This window comes from Yoonia sp. SDW83-1 (genome assembly GCF_046762885.1).
Taxonomy (GTDB): Bacteria; Pseudomonadota; Alphaproteobacteria; order Rhodobacterales; family Rhodobacteraceae; genus Yoonia.
In genome coordinates this window covers 1-16088 of sequence record NZ_JBKQXO010000024.1, presented here as the reverse complement: position 1 = coordinate 16088, position 16088 = coordinate 1, and the positions used below count along the sequence as shown (strand labels likewise).

Annotated in this window: 10 protein-coding genes; 2 read left to right on the top strand and 8 right to left on the bottom strand. The window is 52.8% G+C overall.

What is annotated here, in order from left to right; genetic code table 11:
* Window positions 1-162 precede the first annotated feature (162 nt).
* Window positions 163-1773, bottom strand: coding sequence for an SH3 domain-containing protein (locus ACFWW4_RS20495; protein WP_411892540.1), 1611 nt, complete (start codon window positions 1771-1773; stop codon window positions 163-165).
* A complete protein-coding gene (locus ACFWW4_RS20490; protein WP_411892539.1) occupies window positions 1761-3215 on the bottom strand; it encodes a hypothetical protein in 1455 nt (484 codons plus the stop codon). Before ACFWW4_RS20490 ends, ACFWW4_RS20495 begins: the two co-directional genes overlap by 13 nt.
* 44 nt (window positions 3216-3259) lie before the next feature.
* Between ACFWW4_RS20490 and ACFWW4_RS20485 the strand changes: the two genes are divergently transcribed.
* A complete protein-coding gene (locus ACFWW4_RS20485; protein ID WP_411892538.1) occupies window positions 3260-3847 on the top strand; it encodes a DUF1353 domain-containing protein in 588 nt (195 codons plus the stop codon).
* A 678-nt stretch (window positions 3848-4525) separates the two neighbouring features.
* Here ACFWW4_RS20485 and ACFWW4_RS20480 read toward each other — a convergent pair.
* The 6 genes from ACFWW4_RS20480 to ACFWW4_RS20455 all read right to left on the bottom strand — a co-directional run bounded on the left by ACFWW4_RS20480 (window position 4526) and on the right by ACFWW4_RS20455 (window position 15366).
* Window positions 4526-5095: a hypothetical protein gene (locus ACFWW4_RS20480; protein ID WP_411892537.1), complete on the bottom strand. Its 570-nt coding sequence runs from the start codon at window positions 5093-5095 to the stop codon at window positions 4526-4528.
* A 154-nt stretch (window positions 5096-5249) separates the two neighbouring features.
* The gene (locus tag ACFWW4_RS20475; RefSeq protein WP_411892536.1) at window positions 5250-8327 is read right to left on the bottom strand and encodes a type III restriction-modification system endonuclease; all 3078 of its coding nucleotides are present in this window, start codon (window positions 8325-8327) and stop codon (window positions 5250-5252) included.
* A 4-nt stretch (window positions 8328-8331) separates the two neighbouring features.
* The gene (locus ACFWW4_RS20470; protein WP_411892535.1) at window positions 8332-10212 is read right to left on the bottom strand and encodes a site-specific DNA-methyltransferase; all 1881 of its coding nucleotides are present in this window, start codon (window positions 10210-10212) and stop codon (window positions 8332-8334) included.
* A gap of 25 nt (window positions 10213-10237) precedes the next feature.
* A complete protein-coding gene (locus ACFWW4_RS20465) occupies window positions 10238-10906 on the bottom strand; it encodes a DUF4391 domain-containing protein (protein ID WP_411892534.1) in 669 nt (222 codons plus the stop codon).
* Window positions 10903-14175, bottom strand: coding sequence for a helicase-related protein (locus ACFWW4_RS20460; protein WP_411892533.1), 3273 nt, complete (start codon window positions 14173-14175; stop codon window positions 10903-10905). The genes ACFWW4_RS20465 and ACFWW4_RS20460 overlap by 4 nt, the downstream gene beginning before the upstream one ends.
* 360 nt (window positions 14176-14535) lie before the next feature.
* Window positions 14536-15366: a helix-turn-helix transcriptional regulator gene (locus tag ACFWW4_RS20455; protein WP_411892532.1), complete on the bottom strand. Its 831-nt coding sequence runs from the start codon at window positions 15364-15366 to the stop codon at window positions 14536-14538.
* 65 nt (window positions 15367-15431) lie between these two features.
* On the opposite strand from ACFWW4_RS20455, the gene ACFWW4_RS20450 reads away from it, so the two are divergent.
* A complete protein-coding gene (locus ACFWW4_RS20450; RefSeq protein ID WP_411892531.1) occupies window positions 15432-15854 on the top strand; it encodes a hypothetical protein in 423 nt (140 codons plus the stop codon).
* The last annotated feature ends 234 nt before the right edge of the window (window positions 15855-16088 follow it).

Here is a 16088-nt window from a genome sequence, read left to right as displayed (position 1 = left end):
CAAACGGGTCATTACATCACACAATTACAGCACCCAAACGGATCAATCTTAATCAGGCAGGCCTTGATCGCCAAAACTGCAAGAACCACTGACCTATTGTGGCAGGTAGATTGCGACTTCAACCTGACAGGTAATTTCGACGTTTCCCCCTTGGTTTCTGAGCTACCTCAAACAAAAGACTTGGAATCCACTTTGACACGCGAAGTTAATGTTCCAGTCTAGGGTTGATCTAGGTGCGGCAGATCCTACGGCTAGCTGCAATTGCCGCCCTGCCTCCTCAGTGATTTGCGAGTCCAGAAGTAGAAAAGTGTAGAGCAACCGGGGCTCCGGAAACAGAGGCAGATTGCGAGCTGCCTCGCGCGCATGGAAAAGCGATCCTTCTAAGCTATCCGCCTCGTCAAAACGTTTGACCAACTGGTGGTGCGCCAAAGCAGAGATCATATGTGCAAAGGCGATAGCTTGATTATCTAGCTCTGGATCCGCAAGCAGGCGGAACTCATCTAGAAGGCTCAGCGTTTCCGACAGGTTTTCGCGTCTTTGCCATCGCACATTGGGTTCGTTTGAGTTGGCGACAGCAAAACGGAACATCGCTGCTAGAAAGTACAACGATTTGTCGCGCTGCCCAATATGCGACTCAGCGGCAACGACGGTCGCCCCTTGCGCTGGGATGAAGCCCTTGACCCAGCCGGCACCATTGCCGGTGTCGATCCGATACCAATTTCCCTTGATGTGATCATTGGCGCGCCGAGATGTCAGCGTTGTCCCATCCTCGCTTACATCATTAGCTACCTCTAAGACAGCGAATACACCGTTCAGATCGGATTGAAATGACACCGGATAGGTCGTTCCCGGTCCTTGCCGTATGTTGATGCTCCGTCGATCAACGTAGCGCAGATAGGTTGGCACCACTTCAAGATGGTAAATGTTGACGTACCCGACTTCACCGTTCTCACGCTCAACCAACACCCACTTTTGGACAACGTTTTTCCCTTGAACACGCTCTCCTGCGGGTAGATGCGTGATGATTTCGGCACTTGCGTTGGAAGGTGTACGATAGAATTCGATTCCCCGACTGTCATCACAGCCTGCCCGTTCGTTGCACCGTAACACGAACTGGCGTTCAAAGCTCTCTTCTATTAGGCCAAAAGTCGGTGAGAAGTCGAACTCCCAGGCTGGCAGCCGAAAAGCCGTCGACACGTCGCCGATCTCTATCGGGACACGGAGCCAACTGTCAGCACGACGGTCAAAATCATCGATCAAGGTGACGGAGGTGCGCAAGGCTGAGACAGACCCGGAACGGTAGTGCTCACCCCAGATCACGGCCTGAGCAGTCACATCGGTGCCTAGGCGCCTGGCTGCATCATGAAACTCTAGCGCAGTCAGGTCGGCAACGGACTCGAGCCCGGGTCGCTCTTCGCCAAAAAAGTCTTCATCAAAGAAGTTGTCACCTTCGGCGAGCTCGTAGGAAAAAAGGGTCTTGGTTCTTGCCAGTGAGAAGGTGAGTTCACGTGCCATCCGCCAACTCAGGCGCGCCATCGCATGACCATGGTTGAAACCACCGTCGTCACTAAAACTCAGGAACAGGGCTTTGAATGTATAGTCAGGGTCTTGTTCGGCCACACATCTTACGTCGTCGCTTTCCAAACAACTCACTAATAGCTCATCCACCTGGGCAGACGCAGGTACTGCCAGAAATGTTGTGCAAGTCGCAAGCGTCACACAGCGCTTGATCGTTCGGTACAGCCACATGTGTGAGAACATCAAAAACCGCATAACTCGTCCAAATCAATCGTCAGATAAGCCGATGTAGCCGCGTTATTTTGGATCCAACTAACTAACTCATCGCTTTGCCCAGATTCCGGACACCTCAAGTCAAGAACTGCAAGGTTGATCAATTGCCTGATGGTCTCTTTCCTTTGCTCAATTTCGGCTGCATTGCGGCTAGTGTCTAGTTCCTCGATCATTTCGACAGCCTTTGCCAGCGCAGCCATGTTGCCCCACCGAGTCGATATTTGGCCCCTTTGGGCATACCTCCTAGGGCTTCGATATGTGTCCTCAACGCGAGAGTACTCTTCAAAAAAAGTCTGATTCTCCGCCGTGGCGCCAACAACAAAAAACTGTGAATCAATGTCGAGAGCTTGCGCCGATGCATCCCAGTCCACGTCAGAGTTTACGATCGCGACAACCTCGAACCGCTGACCGAATGAGAAAGCCTGCTCGGGCAAAGCTGCGTTAACACTGGAAGGCAGCACAGCAGGTACAAATGAGAGCCTTTTGAGATCTATGCCCGCCACCGCACTTGTTCTTTTCTGAAAATGCGACTGTGCAGCAGCGGCCAGAACTTCGTAAAAAACTTCGCCAAAAGAGGCTCTAAATTCTTCCGATACCTGATCCGGCAGTTCTAGAATACCAACGACAATGTTGTTTCGTGCGCTATCTTGTAGCTGGGCACTGTCAAAACTCGCCTCGGCACAGTTGTCGGGATTATTGCGACAACCCATCATCCAACCACGCTCAACATACTGTTTGCGATCCGCATGTGAAGGGTATGTTGCGTTACCTTCTTCAGGCGCAAACAAGTTCAGCGGGATAACGGCATCGTCAATCGATACTCCTAGTGCTTGCGCGATTTGGCCGGAGTTCAGATCGGCATTGATTTCAGCGGAGCGCTTTTGTGCCAACAAGTTCGATCTAACGGTGTCAAGCGCCCTGGCAGAAAGAGATCGATCACTTTCCTGTCCTGACCCAAGCTGCCCCCAACTTTGCCGAAAGATGTGTGAGAGTTCATGCGCCAGAAAAGCAATCAGCGCATCTTCACGGCCCCCCGCTGCCATGCGCATTGCATCCACCGCCGAACTTGCCACAACCAAGTATGCAGTACCGTCATGGTCAACGAAAGCCGCACCGGGCATGTCGTTGCCAAGGTAGAGAGCCACTCGAATACTGTTGATACGGTCATGCTGTCCAAACGTCGCGACGACCCGTTCAATCGTTTCGATTAGTTGAACATCCTGAATCACACCAAATTGGCTGACGTATGTCTGAAGATCAGTTTCTGACGCATAACTGCTAAATTTTGTGTAGGCGAGGCTATCGCCAAGGTCTAGATCAACAAGACTGGCGGGTGCAACGCGATCGGTAAAACTTAGGTTTGCAGCATCAACAGTTGCTTGACCCAACAGCAACTGTGGAAATAGCATCAGCACGCCGATCAAATAAAGCCTTTTAAAGAAGCATTTTAGGACCATTGGAGCAAGAAATGACCTGTAATTTTCTCAAAATACTATGTGGCGTAAGTATTGGTGCTGGGGCACAACCTGTCAATGCGGAGTTCATTGGCGAGCTGTTACTTCGGGATGTGGCGGCTGATTACGAGAACCACGGAGAGTCCGACCCCGGCCATACGGAGTTTGAGTTGTTGGTCGACTACAGCTATCGTGATGCCAATGGCACAGTTTGGAACGTGCCTGCAGGAACCGTTGTGAACGGCGCGTCTATTCCACGCGTTGTATGGAACTCGATTGGGGGGCCTTGGTCGGGCAAATACCGCAATGCCGCAGTGATACATGACCACCTAACCGTTGAAAGGCCCAGTTCGTCTGAAGTAGTCCACAGGCTTTTTCTCGACGGCATGCTTGAAAACGGAGTGAACCCAGTAAGAGCGCGCCTTATGTATGCAGCGGTCGTAACATTTGGTGGCAGATGGAATGAAGCAGGTAACTTTGTTGCTGGCGGAGACCCAATAGAAATGACAATGACAGATCTCGAGAACTTGGAAACATATCTTAATTCTAACGACCCGAGCCTCGCCGAAATCGCTAATTTGAAGATAGATGATATTAGGTAGACATTATTTTCCCTTCCGTGCAGACAGGCCTGGTTTGTCTTCACCGTCGTTCCGTCACTGAAGACAACGCAATTGAGAAATTCATAATGGGGCTGAGCCTAGTGATCGCTTGTTCCTTCCGAGTTTCGCAGTGTTGTAAGCGTTGATCGTGCTCCTAAGGACGACAAAGCCCTAAAATATCGCTTTTTCGGCGTTGACCTGCTTCAAGAAAGTGAATGTCCGCAATGCGGTTTGCACATGCAGGATTCTGAGATGATGTCGAAGGTCCGGTTTGGGCCGTCTATGTCAGCAAACTTGATAAGCATCTAGCTGATGCTGCATTGTCTCCGAGGTCCAGATAGAGCCCAACATGAAGGATGCTGCGTTTCTCTCCAATGACGGCTATGCGCAGAAAGCGGACTTTGCAAAACAGCAAAGTGGAGACGGGTTCCGTGACCCACCGGCCCAATGCGGTCATCCAAAGGGCTGGTCTGATGCTGCCTAGCAGCCCACATACTGGCCATTCGCCGCACGTGCAAAACCTGGCGATGATCGAACTCGCAGATCGCGGGACGTCGCTTTCGAAAGAGAATTGCTCCAAATGAGCACCTGGGACGGTACGAAAGCGTGGCAGTTCCAAAACAGCTATCGCTTTTTCGAGCGGTAGCCACGGTCTCGACCTAAGCGGCTCTCATAGGACTAGCTTGAACCGCTTTCCAAGTGTTTGATTTCCTTTCCTGCAAGGCTGATGAACTCTCGTGCCTGCGCGATCTCGTCTTTTAGAAAGGCAATGCGATCAAGATCGGGCTTCGGTTTTTGAACTGCACGTCGACGCTTGGCGACAACTTCTACCTGCACGAGGCCTGCGGTATTGCTCTTCCGTTTTGCTTTCGCTTGCTTCTTCTGAAGCTTGGTTTTGACCAACTCGTTAAAACCCGCTTGTTTGGATGCCCAAGCCTCGATTGTGCCAGCGCGGGCCACATCTTGTTGAATCTCATCTCCGATATTCTTTGGAAACTTCAGGCCTTGTTTCCTGTTCGATACACGGGCGTCGGCTGCGATATTCAGCAACATCTTGCGTTGCGCGGCTAGCGGCAGTGGCTTGGATGGCTTGACCGCTTTCTTGGGTCTTTTGGTTTTGTTTTTCCGAGCCCGCTTTGGTTCGTATCTGGTTTCGGCCGGATCAAACGAGCCAAAGGAACCATCTGCTCTGATGATAGTGTGGCCTCCGCTATACGATCCTCTCCTCAAACCAAATTTCTCCCCCACAATCGCAACCGAGCGTAGTCCTGCATGGCCACCGACAACATTTGCAGATTTCTGCTCTCACGCTGAATCACTTCACCGAAATGCTTATGGGCTAGCTGGGACAATCGGTTTTGGTTCAAATTGAGACTGAACAAAGGTAGCCTCCAAAGCAAGGCTAATTACCCCGAACAGCAGACATGAGCTCAGAAAATTCTGAGACTACATCATACTTTACCCGGTCATTGGGGACGCTATTCGCAATTTCCTCGAAGAACTTTCTGGCGCACTTGATTTTTTCTCGCTCCAACTCACGGAACTTGAGGGACGGCTGGGACCCCTTTGTTTCCGCAACAAAGTAGATGTGCTGCACTGAGTGTTCTTTGAAGGCTATCGCCCAGTCGGGGTTGTAGTCGCCAACAGGCGTGGGGATCAAGAACCCCTGCGGCAGCTTCGAATAGACGACGATTTCATCGCTTGTATCCAGGTCTTCGACAAACTTGCGTTCGACTCCAGAGTCGACCACGGCATAGTCATAGATGTGGTTTCGCAACTTCCCGACGGCCTGCGTTAGGTCGGTGCCACTCTGGGTCGCGGGGAAAATATCGGTGTCGTATCTGTCGGCAGTTGCATCATAGGTCAGATGCTCGATGACAGTCGTGGCCTTCTGCTCTTTGATTATGCGTGCTGCCTCAGAGATGAATTGTTCAGGGTTGGCCTGGAACGTCGAGAACTTCGCAGCGCTCATTCCGGTCAGAATTTTCCCGATCGTCCCACGCGTCAAGTCCGCACCTTCGGCAAGTTTGCCGATGACATCATATGAAACAAGCGAGTGGGCAGAGCTGCTTTTTTCGCTGCGTATACCAGACTGTTTGAACGCAGCTCCGGTTCGAAGCTGAGCCTCAGTCAGCTCATTCGAAAGTTGACCTTCGGTGACGACGTATTGCAGAGGCGAGACAACGAGGTCTCGGTCCAAAGCATCGACGCAGCGTTGGACCAAATCGTTGGAGTCAAACTCGACCTGATAGACTGCCTTCCGGTTGATGCGCTGCCAAAGTTCCTGAAACTCCTTCCTTTCGAAGTTCTTGTTTCGCAGGTTCGGTTTGCCCTTGCGGCCATCGCCCATCATGTTCTCGAGCTGGCTTCCGTTGAAGACGGTATCGATCAGCTGCAGGATCTGTTCCTGTTGGTCGAGGAGTTCATCGGGCAATGAAGCCAGCGTGCCCGCCTCGCGCGCCTCATGATACGCTTTTGTGATGCCATCGTTGTCATCGATGTAGTCGTTCTTGATGAGATACCGCTCGATGCGTTTGGCCATGTCCTTGGACACTGTGGTTTCACTACCGTTGACGGTGATCGACTTGCCCTCAAAGTATTCAGCGTTCGCCTGGCGTGGCCGCTCCGACAGATTTTCCGCGATTTCTTTCTGAAGGCCGCCAACAAAGTCTTTGTAGCTTTCGCTGGCCACCACGGTCAGGACGTTGATGTCATGCACGGTTGATGCGTGATCCATGCGGTCGCCGTTCTTGTTGACCGAAACGCGGAGTCCCCGGCCAACCTCCTGGCGACGCGATATGGTGTTGTCGCTGTGCTTGAGCATGCACATCACAAAGACGTTCGGGTTGTCCCAGCCCTCGCGCAACGCGGAGTGGGAGAAGATGAATCGCGTCGGCTCTTCGAAGGAAAGCAGGCGTTCCTTATCCTTTAGGATCAGATCGTAGGCCGAAACGTCATCTGTCAAACCGGCGAACTCACCACGCGCTTTGACCTTTGGATCAACGAGCTTGCCCTTTTTGTCGATCGAGAAATAACCGTTGTGGGTTGCTCCGACGTCGATGCTGTCCAGATGCTTTCGGTAGGCCTCATCCTCCAAGGGCAGCTCGCCAAGATACTCGGCTTTCAGCGCTTCGTATTCCTCTTCGAAAACACGGGCATATTCTCCTTTTTCGTCCTCAGCATCGTAGTCCCGATATTTTGCCACCTCATCGATGAAGAACAAGGACAGCACCTTAATGCCTTTGGCGAACAACTGTTTTTCGCGTTCCAGATGGGCCGCGATTGTCTCGCGGATCTGAATGCGGCGGATATCGCGCTCGGTGATATCGCCGCTGGCCTCACCGGCCTTCAGAACCGCTCCGTTTGTGAAATGCACCTCATCCACGCGCGCGTCGATGTCAGAGACGACGAAATCTCGGTACTGATCCAGCCCCTTGGACAGCTCAAACAGGTTGCGGCCCTTCCCGATCTTGCGCGGCAGGCGTTTGATTTGACCGGAAGCTATTTTGACCTCCATCTCCACCCGCGCCACGGGGTCGCTTTTGGAAATCTGGATGCCTTCCAGATAGAGATACGCATTCGTGCCGGTCAGACCCTTGGCCTGAATACCGCGCACTTCGATCTTCTTGACCAGCTTCTGGCTGAACGCATCTACCGCATCCAGGCGATGCACTTTGTTGTGGATCGTCTTGTGGGTTGCGGAATAGCGCAGGATGAACAGCGGGTTGAACTTGGGCAGGGCGTTCTGTGTCGCCGTGCCTTCCATCTTCTGCGGCTCATCGAGGATCAGGATGGGGCGGTTCTTGGCAATGACGTCGATCGGGCGGCGGGACTGGAAATCATCCAGCTCCTCATAAATCCGTCGGTTGTCAACGCCGCTCGCGTTGAACGCCTGCACGTTGATCACCATCACGTTGATGCCCGCGTCCGAGGAAAAGCTCTCCAGCTCGTGCAGCCGCTTCGAGTTGTAGATGAAGAACCGTGCCTTTTTGCCATAGCCTTCGACGAAATGCTCGGCCGTCATCTCCAGCGACTTGGCCACGCCTTCGCGGATCGCAATCGACGGCACCATGATGATGAACTTGGACCAGCCGTAACGTTTGTTCATCTCGAAGATGGACTTGATATAGCAATAGGTCTTGCCCGTGCCGGTCTCCATCTCGATATCAAGGTTGATGGCCGCGCCCGCCTTGTAGCTGGCCTTTTTGGGCTTGCCCTTGTCGTCGACAAAGTTGGTTAGGCTTTCGGACAGAGGCAGGTTCTGGCGCTGTTGTACTTTGCGGATGTTTTCCAGCACTTGGCTCGCAGGCAGGGCGATATCGGCGTTGCGAAAGCCGTCTTCGTCGGACCGCATCTGCGCGCGGACACCGGGGTCGATCCGATAGACTTGCGCCGCTGTGTTGGGCTGGCCTTCGAAGCAATCGACCACGGCCTCGACCGCCGCTGTCTGATAGGGTTGCGACTTGAACTTGATCTTCATGAGGTCAAATCGCCTTCACTTCGGTGTCGGGCGACATGGCTTTGAAGATCTGTTTCACGTTGATCTTGGTCTGGTCGTCGACAAAGCCTGTGTCCTTGAACACGATCCGCATCGGCGCGTGGCCTGCCAATTCTTTGACCAGATCTTCCGAGATGCCATCGTCGAAACAGGCCATCAGTGCGGTGTCATCGACGAAGAAGACGGTCTTGCTTTGTACGGTCTCGCGGCGGATGGGCAGGGTCAGGTCAACGCCCCAGTCGAGCAGGACCTGGAACAGCAGGTCCTCTGCCGTGCGGTCCGGTTTGATATTGTCCACGCGGGACAGCAGGTCCGCCTGAGAGGTCTGATCTGGCCTGTAGAACACATCGGCCATGTTGGAGCTGTCGATCTTGAGCACGCGGAAGCCGACATCCTTGTTCCAATTAGCGTGACATTCGCCTTCAAGGATTTTCTGCCCTGCGCGGCGGATGCGTTCCTTGGAAATTTCGGAAATTTCTTTGAAGCCCAGCTTGTTCAATGAAGACCCTTCGCCAATAGCCTCTGGCAATTGAATCAGGAGAAATCTTCTGTTCACGCCATCGGTAGAATTCAACTTTAGATTCGCATGCGCGGTTGTCGCCGAACCGGCAAAGAAATCCAGAACGAGATCGCCTTCTTCGTCAGCTACTTGCTCAATCAGTCTTTCGAGAAGCTTTACGGGTTTAGGAAACGGAAAAACGTCGTCCTCGAATAGTTCTCGCACATCTCGGGTTCCATCAGCAGTAAAGACATCATCGATCACAGACCGAAAAGAAATGAGTTCCGAGGTCATCTGAGACCGAAATTTCTTTTCCCTTGGTCGCCCGTCATCCTTAAGTGGGAACAAAATACAACCCTCAGAGATGAGCTGGTTCATCCTTTCCTTGGCGTAACGCCAACCAGATGAGGGGCTGGGAGGAAAAACCCGTCCTGTTTCTGGCTCAACCAAATCATAGTGCAGGTTTGGCCTTTGTTCTTCTGTTGCGAGACCTAGAATGCTCCTGCTCATCCACGGACCACGCGGGTCATTATCTGGATTCTTGAACTTACTCTCGTCTCGTTTAACGCCCCTCAAGGAAGTATCGCCCTGCTTGGCATACACAACTATATATTCATGATCGGTCGAGACATTTGTCTTCGCGCGGGCATCTGTGAATTGCCGCGCCTTCCACACAAACTGTGCCATAAAACCAGAAGAGCCTAAGACCTCGTCGCATAGTTTTCTCACGTTGTGAACTTCGATGTCGTCACAACTGATCATTACAATCCCGCCATCCGAAAGAAGGTTTTTTGCTACCCGAAGGCGCGGAAGCAACATACTCAGCCAAACAGAATGGAACCGACCATTCGCGGAAGTGTTCGCAACAAGCCGATTGCCTTCATCATCCTTCTGGTTCGACCGTTCCAGAAATTCCGTTGAATTCTCTGAAAAATCATCATCATAGACAAAATCATTTCCCGTGTTATACGGTGGGTCGATGTAGATCATCTTGACCTTGCCCAGATAGGTCTCTTGCAGCAGCTTCAGCGCCTCAAGGTTGTCGCCTTCGATGAACAGGTTCTGGGTGGTGTCGAAGTCCAAGCTTTCGTCGCGCGCGGGTCGCAGGGTTTTGGCGATGGGGGCGTTGGCGGTAATCAGCGCCTCGCGCTTGCCCGGCCAGTTCAGGTGATAGCGTTCCTGTGGCCCTTCGACGATGCTGTCCGACAGCTCTTGACGCAGTTGGTCAAAATCCACCGCCAGCCGCAGCTTACCATCCTCCCCCGCTGCCTCGGTCACGCAGCCGGGGAAGAGCGCGCGGATTTTGGCGATGTTGTCCTGCGTCAGGTCAGGGCTGTGCATTTTCAGCTTTTCGATCTCGTCACTCATGTCTTCCCACGTTCTTTTCTTGGGCCTATTCCGGCTTTTTCAGATGCTCGAAGTCTGCCTGCGCCTCACGCAGCTGACCGTGCAGTGTCATTTTGATGTTGAATTGCGTCTCGCGTTTCAACTTGGATTTTAGCTGGCTGATCTCACGCTCTTTGGTTTTGAGGGCGTGCGTCCGGTCCATCCGCGCGCTCAAGGATTCCGCCGTTTGCGGCACAATCGGCATGAGCGCCGTCAGGATCTGTTCATAAAGCACGCCAAGGTTCAGCGCTACTGGCAATGGGCTGCGGGGCGTATCGATCGGCAGCCAATCCGAGCGCAGATAGTCCGAGAGCACCCATTTGGCCGCGTCCGCCTCTGACGGCCGTTTGTGGGCGGCTGCGATCTGGATCTGGCCGTTCTGTTCCAGTTCGAACAGGATGGGAAAGGGGATGGCGCGGTCGATGGCTTTGAGCACATCGTCGTGCACTGCGTCGGTTTTGAGCGTGACGCGGAACACCTGAATTTCCGGCACAGATTTGGTGGCAGGCAAGTTGATCGTTTCTGGGGCCAGCTTAACGCGCCATGTGATCTGGTCGACCTGCGCAACGAATTTGTCCTTGAGCGCGGTGGTGGCTTGGATTCGGTCATAGATCCGCGTCTTGGGCACGACACGTTTCAGGAGTGTCGATTTGGGGTAGTCGTAGAGCGCGGTCATGCAGCGTCCCTCACGACGATGAAGGCGAGCAGTTCAAAGTCATCGAGCCCGGCGATGGTGTGGGTCAACGCGGTGGTGTGCCCGCCAGAAAAGAGGCTGTCGAGGTCGCGTTCTTCCTTCACCTCGATCATGGATTTGATCGCGTCGCTAAGCAGTTCGGAATACTTGCCCATCTCGCGCCCGTCCTTGGTTTCCGCATTGAAGGAATCGCAAAGTGCCTTGATCGGTTTGTCCAGCCCCTTACAGCTGGAGCGGATCAGGTCGAGCAGACGCTTCACCTCGGTGTGGTCGGCGATGACGTTCGCGTCAGTGTCGAGGTAGATCAGATAGTATGGATGCAGCCGGTTCTGCTGGTTGACGTTCACATCCTGGTGGATGTTGCGCAGGGCAAAGATCACGCCGGGCTGCAGGCCTTTCGCAGGATTGGACGGGACGATGGCGTGCAGGCCTTTGGGCTGGCCCGCCAGATCTCCATGTTCCTTTGTGTAGTTCAGCAGGTCCATCCGGAAGTCGTTCAGGCCTAGGTCTGTGATGGAAACGCCGGTTTTGACATCTTCGAGCTCAATCACCTCTTCCTGCAAGCGCTGCAACTGGTCCTTGCGGTAGGCAACGTCACTGCTTTTCGCCGTCAGCACGTTGTCTTCGCCGGTGCCGGTGAGGTCGACGATGTGCATCCGGTTTTCAACGCGTTCCTTGAGGTTGATGTACTCGTCAAGCGAGATGTCGGGCCAGTAGTTGACCAGCTGAATGGCGGTGTTGGGCGAGCCGATCCGGTCAACCCGGCCAAAGCGCTGTACGATGCGAACCGGGTTCCAGTGGATGTCGTAATTGATCAGGTAGTCGCAATCCTGAAGGTTTTGCCCTTCTGAAATGCAGTCGGTGCCGATGAGGATGTCTAGCTCTTCTAGCACCTCTGGCATGATCAGCGCCTTCTCTTTCGCCTTGGGGGCGAAGAGTGTCAGCACCGACTGGAAATCATAGTGAGGCTTCAGGGTCGTTTTGGGGTTCCCTGATCCTGTGACAATGCCCGTCTCGGACCCCATCGCACCTTTAAGTACGGGAGCGACGTGGCGATAAAGATATTCGGCAGTATCTGCGTAAGCCGTGAAGATCAGAACCTTGCGATTGCCTGGATTCAGGGGCGAGGCCATCTTTTGCTTGATGACGTCAATTAGGTGCTGGAGCTTGGCATCCTCTTCAACGCCAACCTTGTCCATCTCAGCCAAGAGACCCTGAATGATCTCGCGGTCGCCGCCCAAGTCAGCTTTCCACGTCGGGATATCCATATCAGCGAGGTCGATTTGGATCTTCTTGCCGATCGTGAATTCGCCAAGTCCCGACAGGTCATCATCATCGGTGTCCAAGTTGTCCACGTCATTGAAAACGTCTTCAATCCTGCCGTTGCCGCCACTCGCCTCGAAACGATCAATGGCCGCCAGCATCGAGCCGATGTTTCGGTCAAGCGCACCCAATGTGAGGCGGAACGCCTCTACAGAACTTTCAAGGCGCTTCAGAAGGTTCGTCGTCATCAGCGCTTGCAGGCTGCGCTCGCGATCGGCCTGGCGCAGCGTGCCTTTGGAGCCTTCTGTTTTGGTGTCGTAGAGCTCCTCATATTTTCTAAGGCGGCTCGGTTGGATGTAGTTCACCGGCGCATAGACAGCCATTTTTAGCAGGGATAAGTCTCGATATATCTCGTCGAACCCCACGACATCCTCGCGGAACGTGATCGGGAGGTGATGGGAAATGGGCTTCTTACGCTCGGGGAATTGCCCGATGTCGGCCGTATCGTAGAATTGCTCGATATGCTTGCGAGAACGTGCAATCGTCACCGAGTCCAAGAGCTCAAAGAAATCAAGATCCAGCGCTCTGAGAATGGATTGTGCTGTGCGTTCCGCTGAAGGTAGCTCTGACCAAGTATTGAAGGCGGTTTGAGCCTTCCGGAAAATCTCTTCAACACTGGATTTGGCCTTCAGGTTTCGGCTCAAGGTGTCCGAATGCCCCTCGTATGCCAATGCGAGCTGGTTGCGTAGGTCGGTGAACCTGTTGTTAACGGGGGTCGCGGAAAGCATCAAAACTTTTGTCTTCACGCCGGATCTGATGACCTTGTTCATCAGCTTCTGGTACCGAGTTTCCCGATCTTTGTAGACGTCGTTGTTTCTGAAGTTGTGAGACTCATCGATGACGACCAGATCATAATTGCCCCAATTGACCCGATCGAGCGGGATGCCCAAAGACTCGCCCGATGTTCTGGAGAGGTCGGTGTGGCAGAGGACATCATAGTTGAAGCGGTCGCCTGCAAAGAGGTTTGTCTTAAGGTTCGTATTATAGTTGCGCCAATTGTCTGCAAGCTTCTTGGGGCAGAGAACCAGGACAGATTTGTTCCGTAGTTCATAGTATTTAACGACAGCAAGCGCGGTGAACGTTTTTCCCAAGCCGACGCTGTCCGCAAGGATGCAGCCGTTATAGGTTTCCAGCTTGTTAATTACCCCAGTGGCAGCGTCTCGTTGATAGTTGAACAGCTTGTTCCAGACGAGGCTATCCAAGTATCCCGTTTGGTCATTGGGCAGCACATCCTCGTCGACCTGCTCAAGGAATTCCCTGAAGATGTTGTACAGGATCAGGAAGTAAATCCTTTGCGGCGAATTCTCTTGGTAGACGGCCTCAATGTGCTGAAGGACTTGATCCGTCACATCTTGAACGTTTGCGGGGTTGGCCCAGACCTGATCAAACAACGAAAGATAAGTTTTTGCAGACAGATCATCTTCGAAAGCATGGGTGAAGTTCGAAACAGCGTTGCCAGGCTGGTAGCCCAAATCGACGGCTGAAAACCCACTGATAGGCGAGAAAACCTTGTTTCCATTGCGCGCTTCAATGGTCACGAACTGCTGCATCGGGGCATCAGTAGCGTTGGATTTAAAGGTCGCTTTCCTCCGGATCCAGTCGGCGCACTGTTTTGCGATGGCTTTTTGGGTCAATTTGTTCCGAAGGTGAATTTCAAATTCTGTGCCGTACAGCGCAGTTTCTCTGAGCTGTTTCGGGATAAAGAACTCTCGTTTCTCTTTCCTTGAACGCCCGAGAGCTTCGTTCGGAATAAACGTCGGATCTGTCAGTATGAACTCGAGCTCTTTGACGCTTTCCAGTTCATTCCGCAGTGCTTCATATGCAAAGATTGAGAAGCAACTGGCCGCCACCCGTATTTTCGCACCGGCTTCGGCCCCTGCCTTCAGCTCATCTCCCAAGAGGACAGAAATGTTGTCGATGATTTTCAAGTGCAAACCTCAAAAAGTACTTTGAGGCTCAAGCTAACGTCCCATGCCGGTGATGCACAGCCATGAACTGCCCCACGCCTCAACAGAAGGCGCGTCTTTCGGTGCTACAGCACTTGATTTAGCAGGGAATGTCAGCTTTGCTTATTGCGATTGCAGGTGTGCGCACTTGCAGCGAAGGTCCGGTTCCCGTCCCCCTCTTCCACATCTTGTATCATACTGACAGCGGCCAATTTGGTGGAATTATAAGCGTGTGAACACGCCATAGTAGTAGACTTTAGGCTCAAAAATCTGCATTATTTTTCCTGAGAAGGTTGTTTTGCCTTCGTTCCGTCGCTGGTTTGAACTGGATGTCGCAACTTATTATCCTTCCAATACAATGGGTAGTGAGCGCACGTACGGTGAAAACCCAGCAGCTTCAGCTGCGTCAGGTGCGGAATCCCGATTCTTGTCTTGGCTTAGAAAAGCAACGCTGTTGGCTTGCGCGAGCAATTCAGCGTTTCCGAAGACCCCGACTTTAGACATGAGAGACTTTATGTGATTCCGAATCGTGTCTACCGAGCGATCTTGTGCCGACGCAATGTCAGTTGGTCGCAGACCCAAAAGTAGCTGTTCTAAAACACGCGCTTCGCTGTTGGTCACGCCGAAGTTGTCTCGAAATATCAGAGAAGTGATGTGATACACATTGGTTGTTTTGGCCTTCGATACTTCGATAGCATGGTCGGTGAGTTCAATTCGGACGACCAAGGGGGTGTCAGCTACCCCGCCGTGCACCCGCACGTACCATTCAGTTTTGGCGGTGTTGCTCTCAGTTAGAGCACGTTTGACACGTGCCCTGTCTTCTTCATCAACGCTCTCCCACAACTCCAAAGCTTCCAGAGCGGTCAGAGCGCCAACGGAATCAGAAATCTGCAGCAAGTGAGTGGATGTAAAGTCTCGTGTGGTTTCTTTACAGGTGCGCTCAAACAATTCCCAAACCTTGGCGGAGTGTTCATCTACTAGTTCGACACATCTGATGTCGGGCTCGCTTTCCAGCCACGATGCCATAGCATGAACCATCTCGTCGACTCGACTTGGGTTAAGAGCACAATCAATGAATGCCATTTGCAGGCTTGCGATTTTCGCGTCTGTGGAACCCGGTTGGCGCATGGTGCTCAAACTCACAAAGTGACTCACATAACCAATTTTGGTCATGCGAACTTTGATTGTGAAGCATTACTTCATTGCTGGCGACAGATTCAGAAAAAGTGAGGAACGCAATGTCCAATAACTCAACAAAGACGATCGCAATTCTATTGATTGGCCTGACGTCATCATTCAGCGCACCAGCAATGGCGGAGGAAGTCACAAGTCGGGCTGAATGCCGCAAGACGCATACAGGCGGATGCACCGCGTGGGGTGACAATTCATACACCGCGCCCTCGGGAAAATACATTAAACGTGCGCACCAACTGCCAGTGGGAACAATTATCAACCACTTAGGCGTTAAGCCGTTGTGCCGGGAACCAATTGCATCAACGTCAGTGACCCGCACTTTTCCAAACTCCGATGCTGAGGCGACCTTTTACACCGCAATCCGGTTGCGTCCGTATCAGGAGAGCGGCAGCGGCATTGGCGGTCTGAACCAAGTGTATTTCGTCAACTGCAAATACGAATTTCAGCTTGGTACACTGCCTGACTGAGGCTGGCCCGGGGTCTCAAAGGCCCCGGACTCTTCGCGATGCCATGATTTACAAGCCCTCCTAACTCGAACGAGGACGGCCCAAAGCCGACATCCACTGCGTGTTCGAGATGCTGCGGTCGCATTCCGCATTGCTGTCATTTGGCCTGCTGCCGGTTTTGTGGACGGCAACTTAAGCTTTCATTGCTCGCTCCTCGAATGTCATAGGGCTTAGATAGCCGATGGTCGAGTGGCG

Bases quoted from the DNA above. Each gene is read 5' to 3' on its own strand.
- ACFWW4_RS20455 (WP_411892532.1), bottom strand. From the start codon at position 15,366: ATGACCAAAATTGGTTATGTGAGTCACTTTGTGAGTTTGAGCACCATG.
- ACFWW4_RS20465 (WP_411892534.1), bottom strand. From the start codon at position 10,906: ATGACCGCGCTCTACGACTACCCCAAATCGACACTCCTGAAACGTGTC.
- ACFWW4_RS20450 (WP_411892531.1), top strand. From the start codon at position 15,432: ATGTCCAATAACTCAACAAAGACGATCGCAATTCTATTGATTGGCCTG.
- ACFWW4_RS20485 (WP_411892538.1), top strand. From the start codon at position 3,260: ATGACCTGTAATTTTCTCAAAATACTATGTGGCGTAAGTATTGGTGCT.
- ACFWW4_RS20475 (WP_411892536.1), bottom strand. From the start codon at position 8,327: ATGAAGATCAAGTTCAAGTCGCAACCCTATCAGACAGCGGCGGTCGAG.
- ACFWW4_RS20495 (WP_411892540.1), bottom strand. From the start codon at position 1,773: ATGCGGTTTTTGATGTTCTCACACATGTGGCTGTACCGAACGATCAAG.
- ACFWW4_RS20470 (WP_411892535.1), bottom strand. From the start codon at position 10,212: ATGAGTGACGAGATCGAAAAGCTGAAAATGCACAGCCCTGACCTGACG.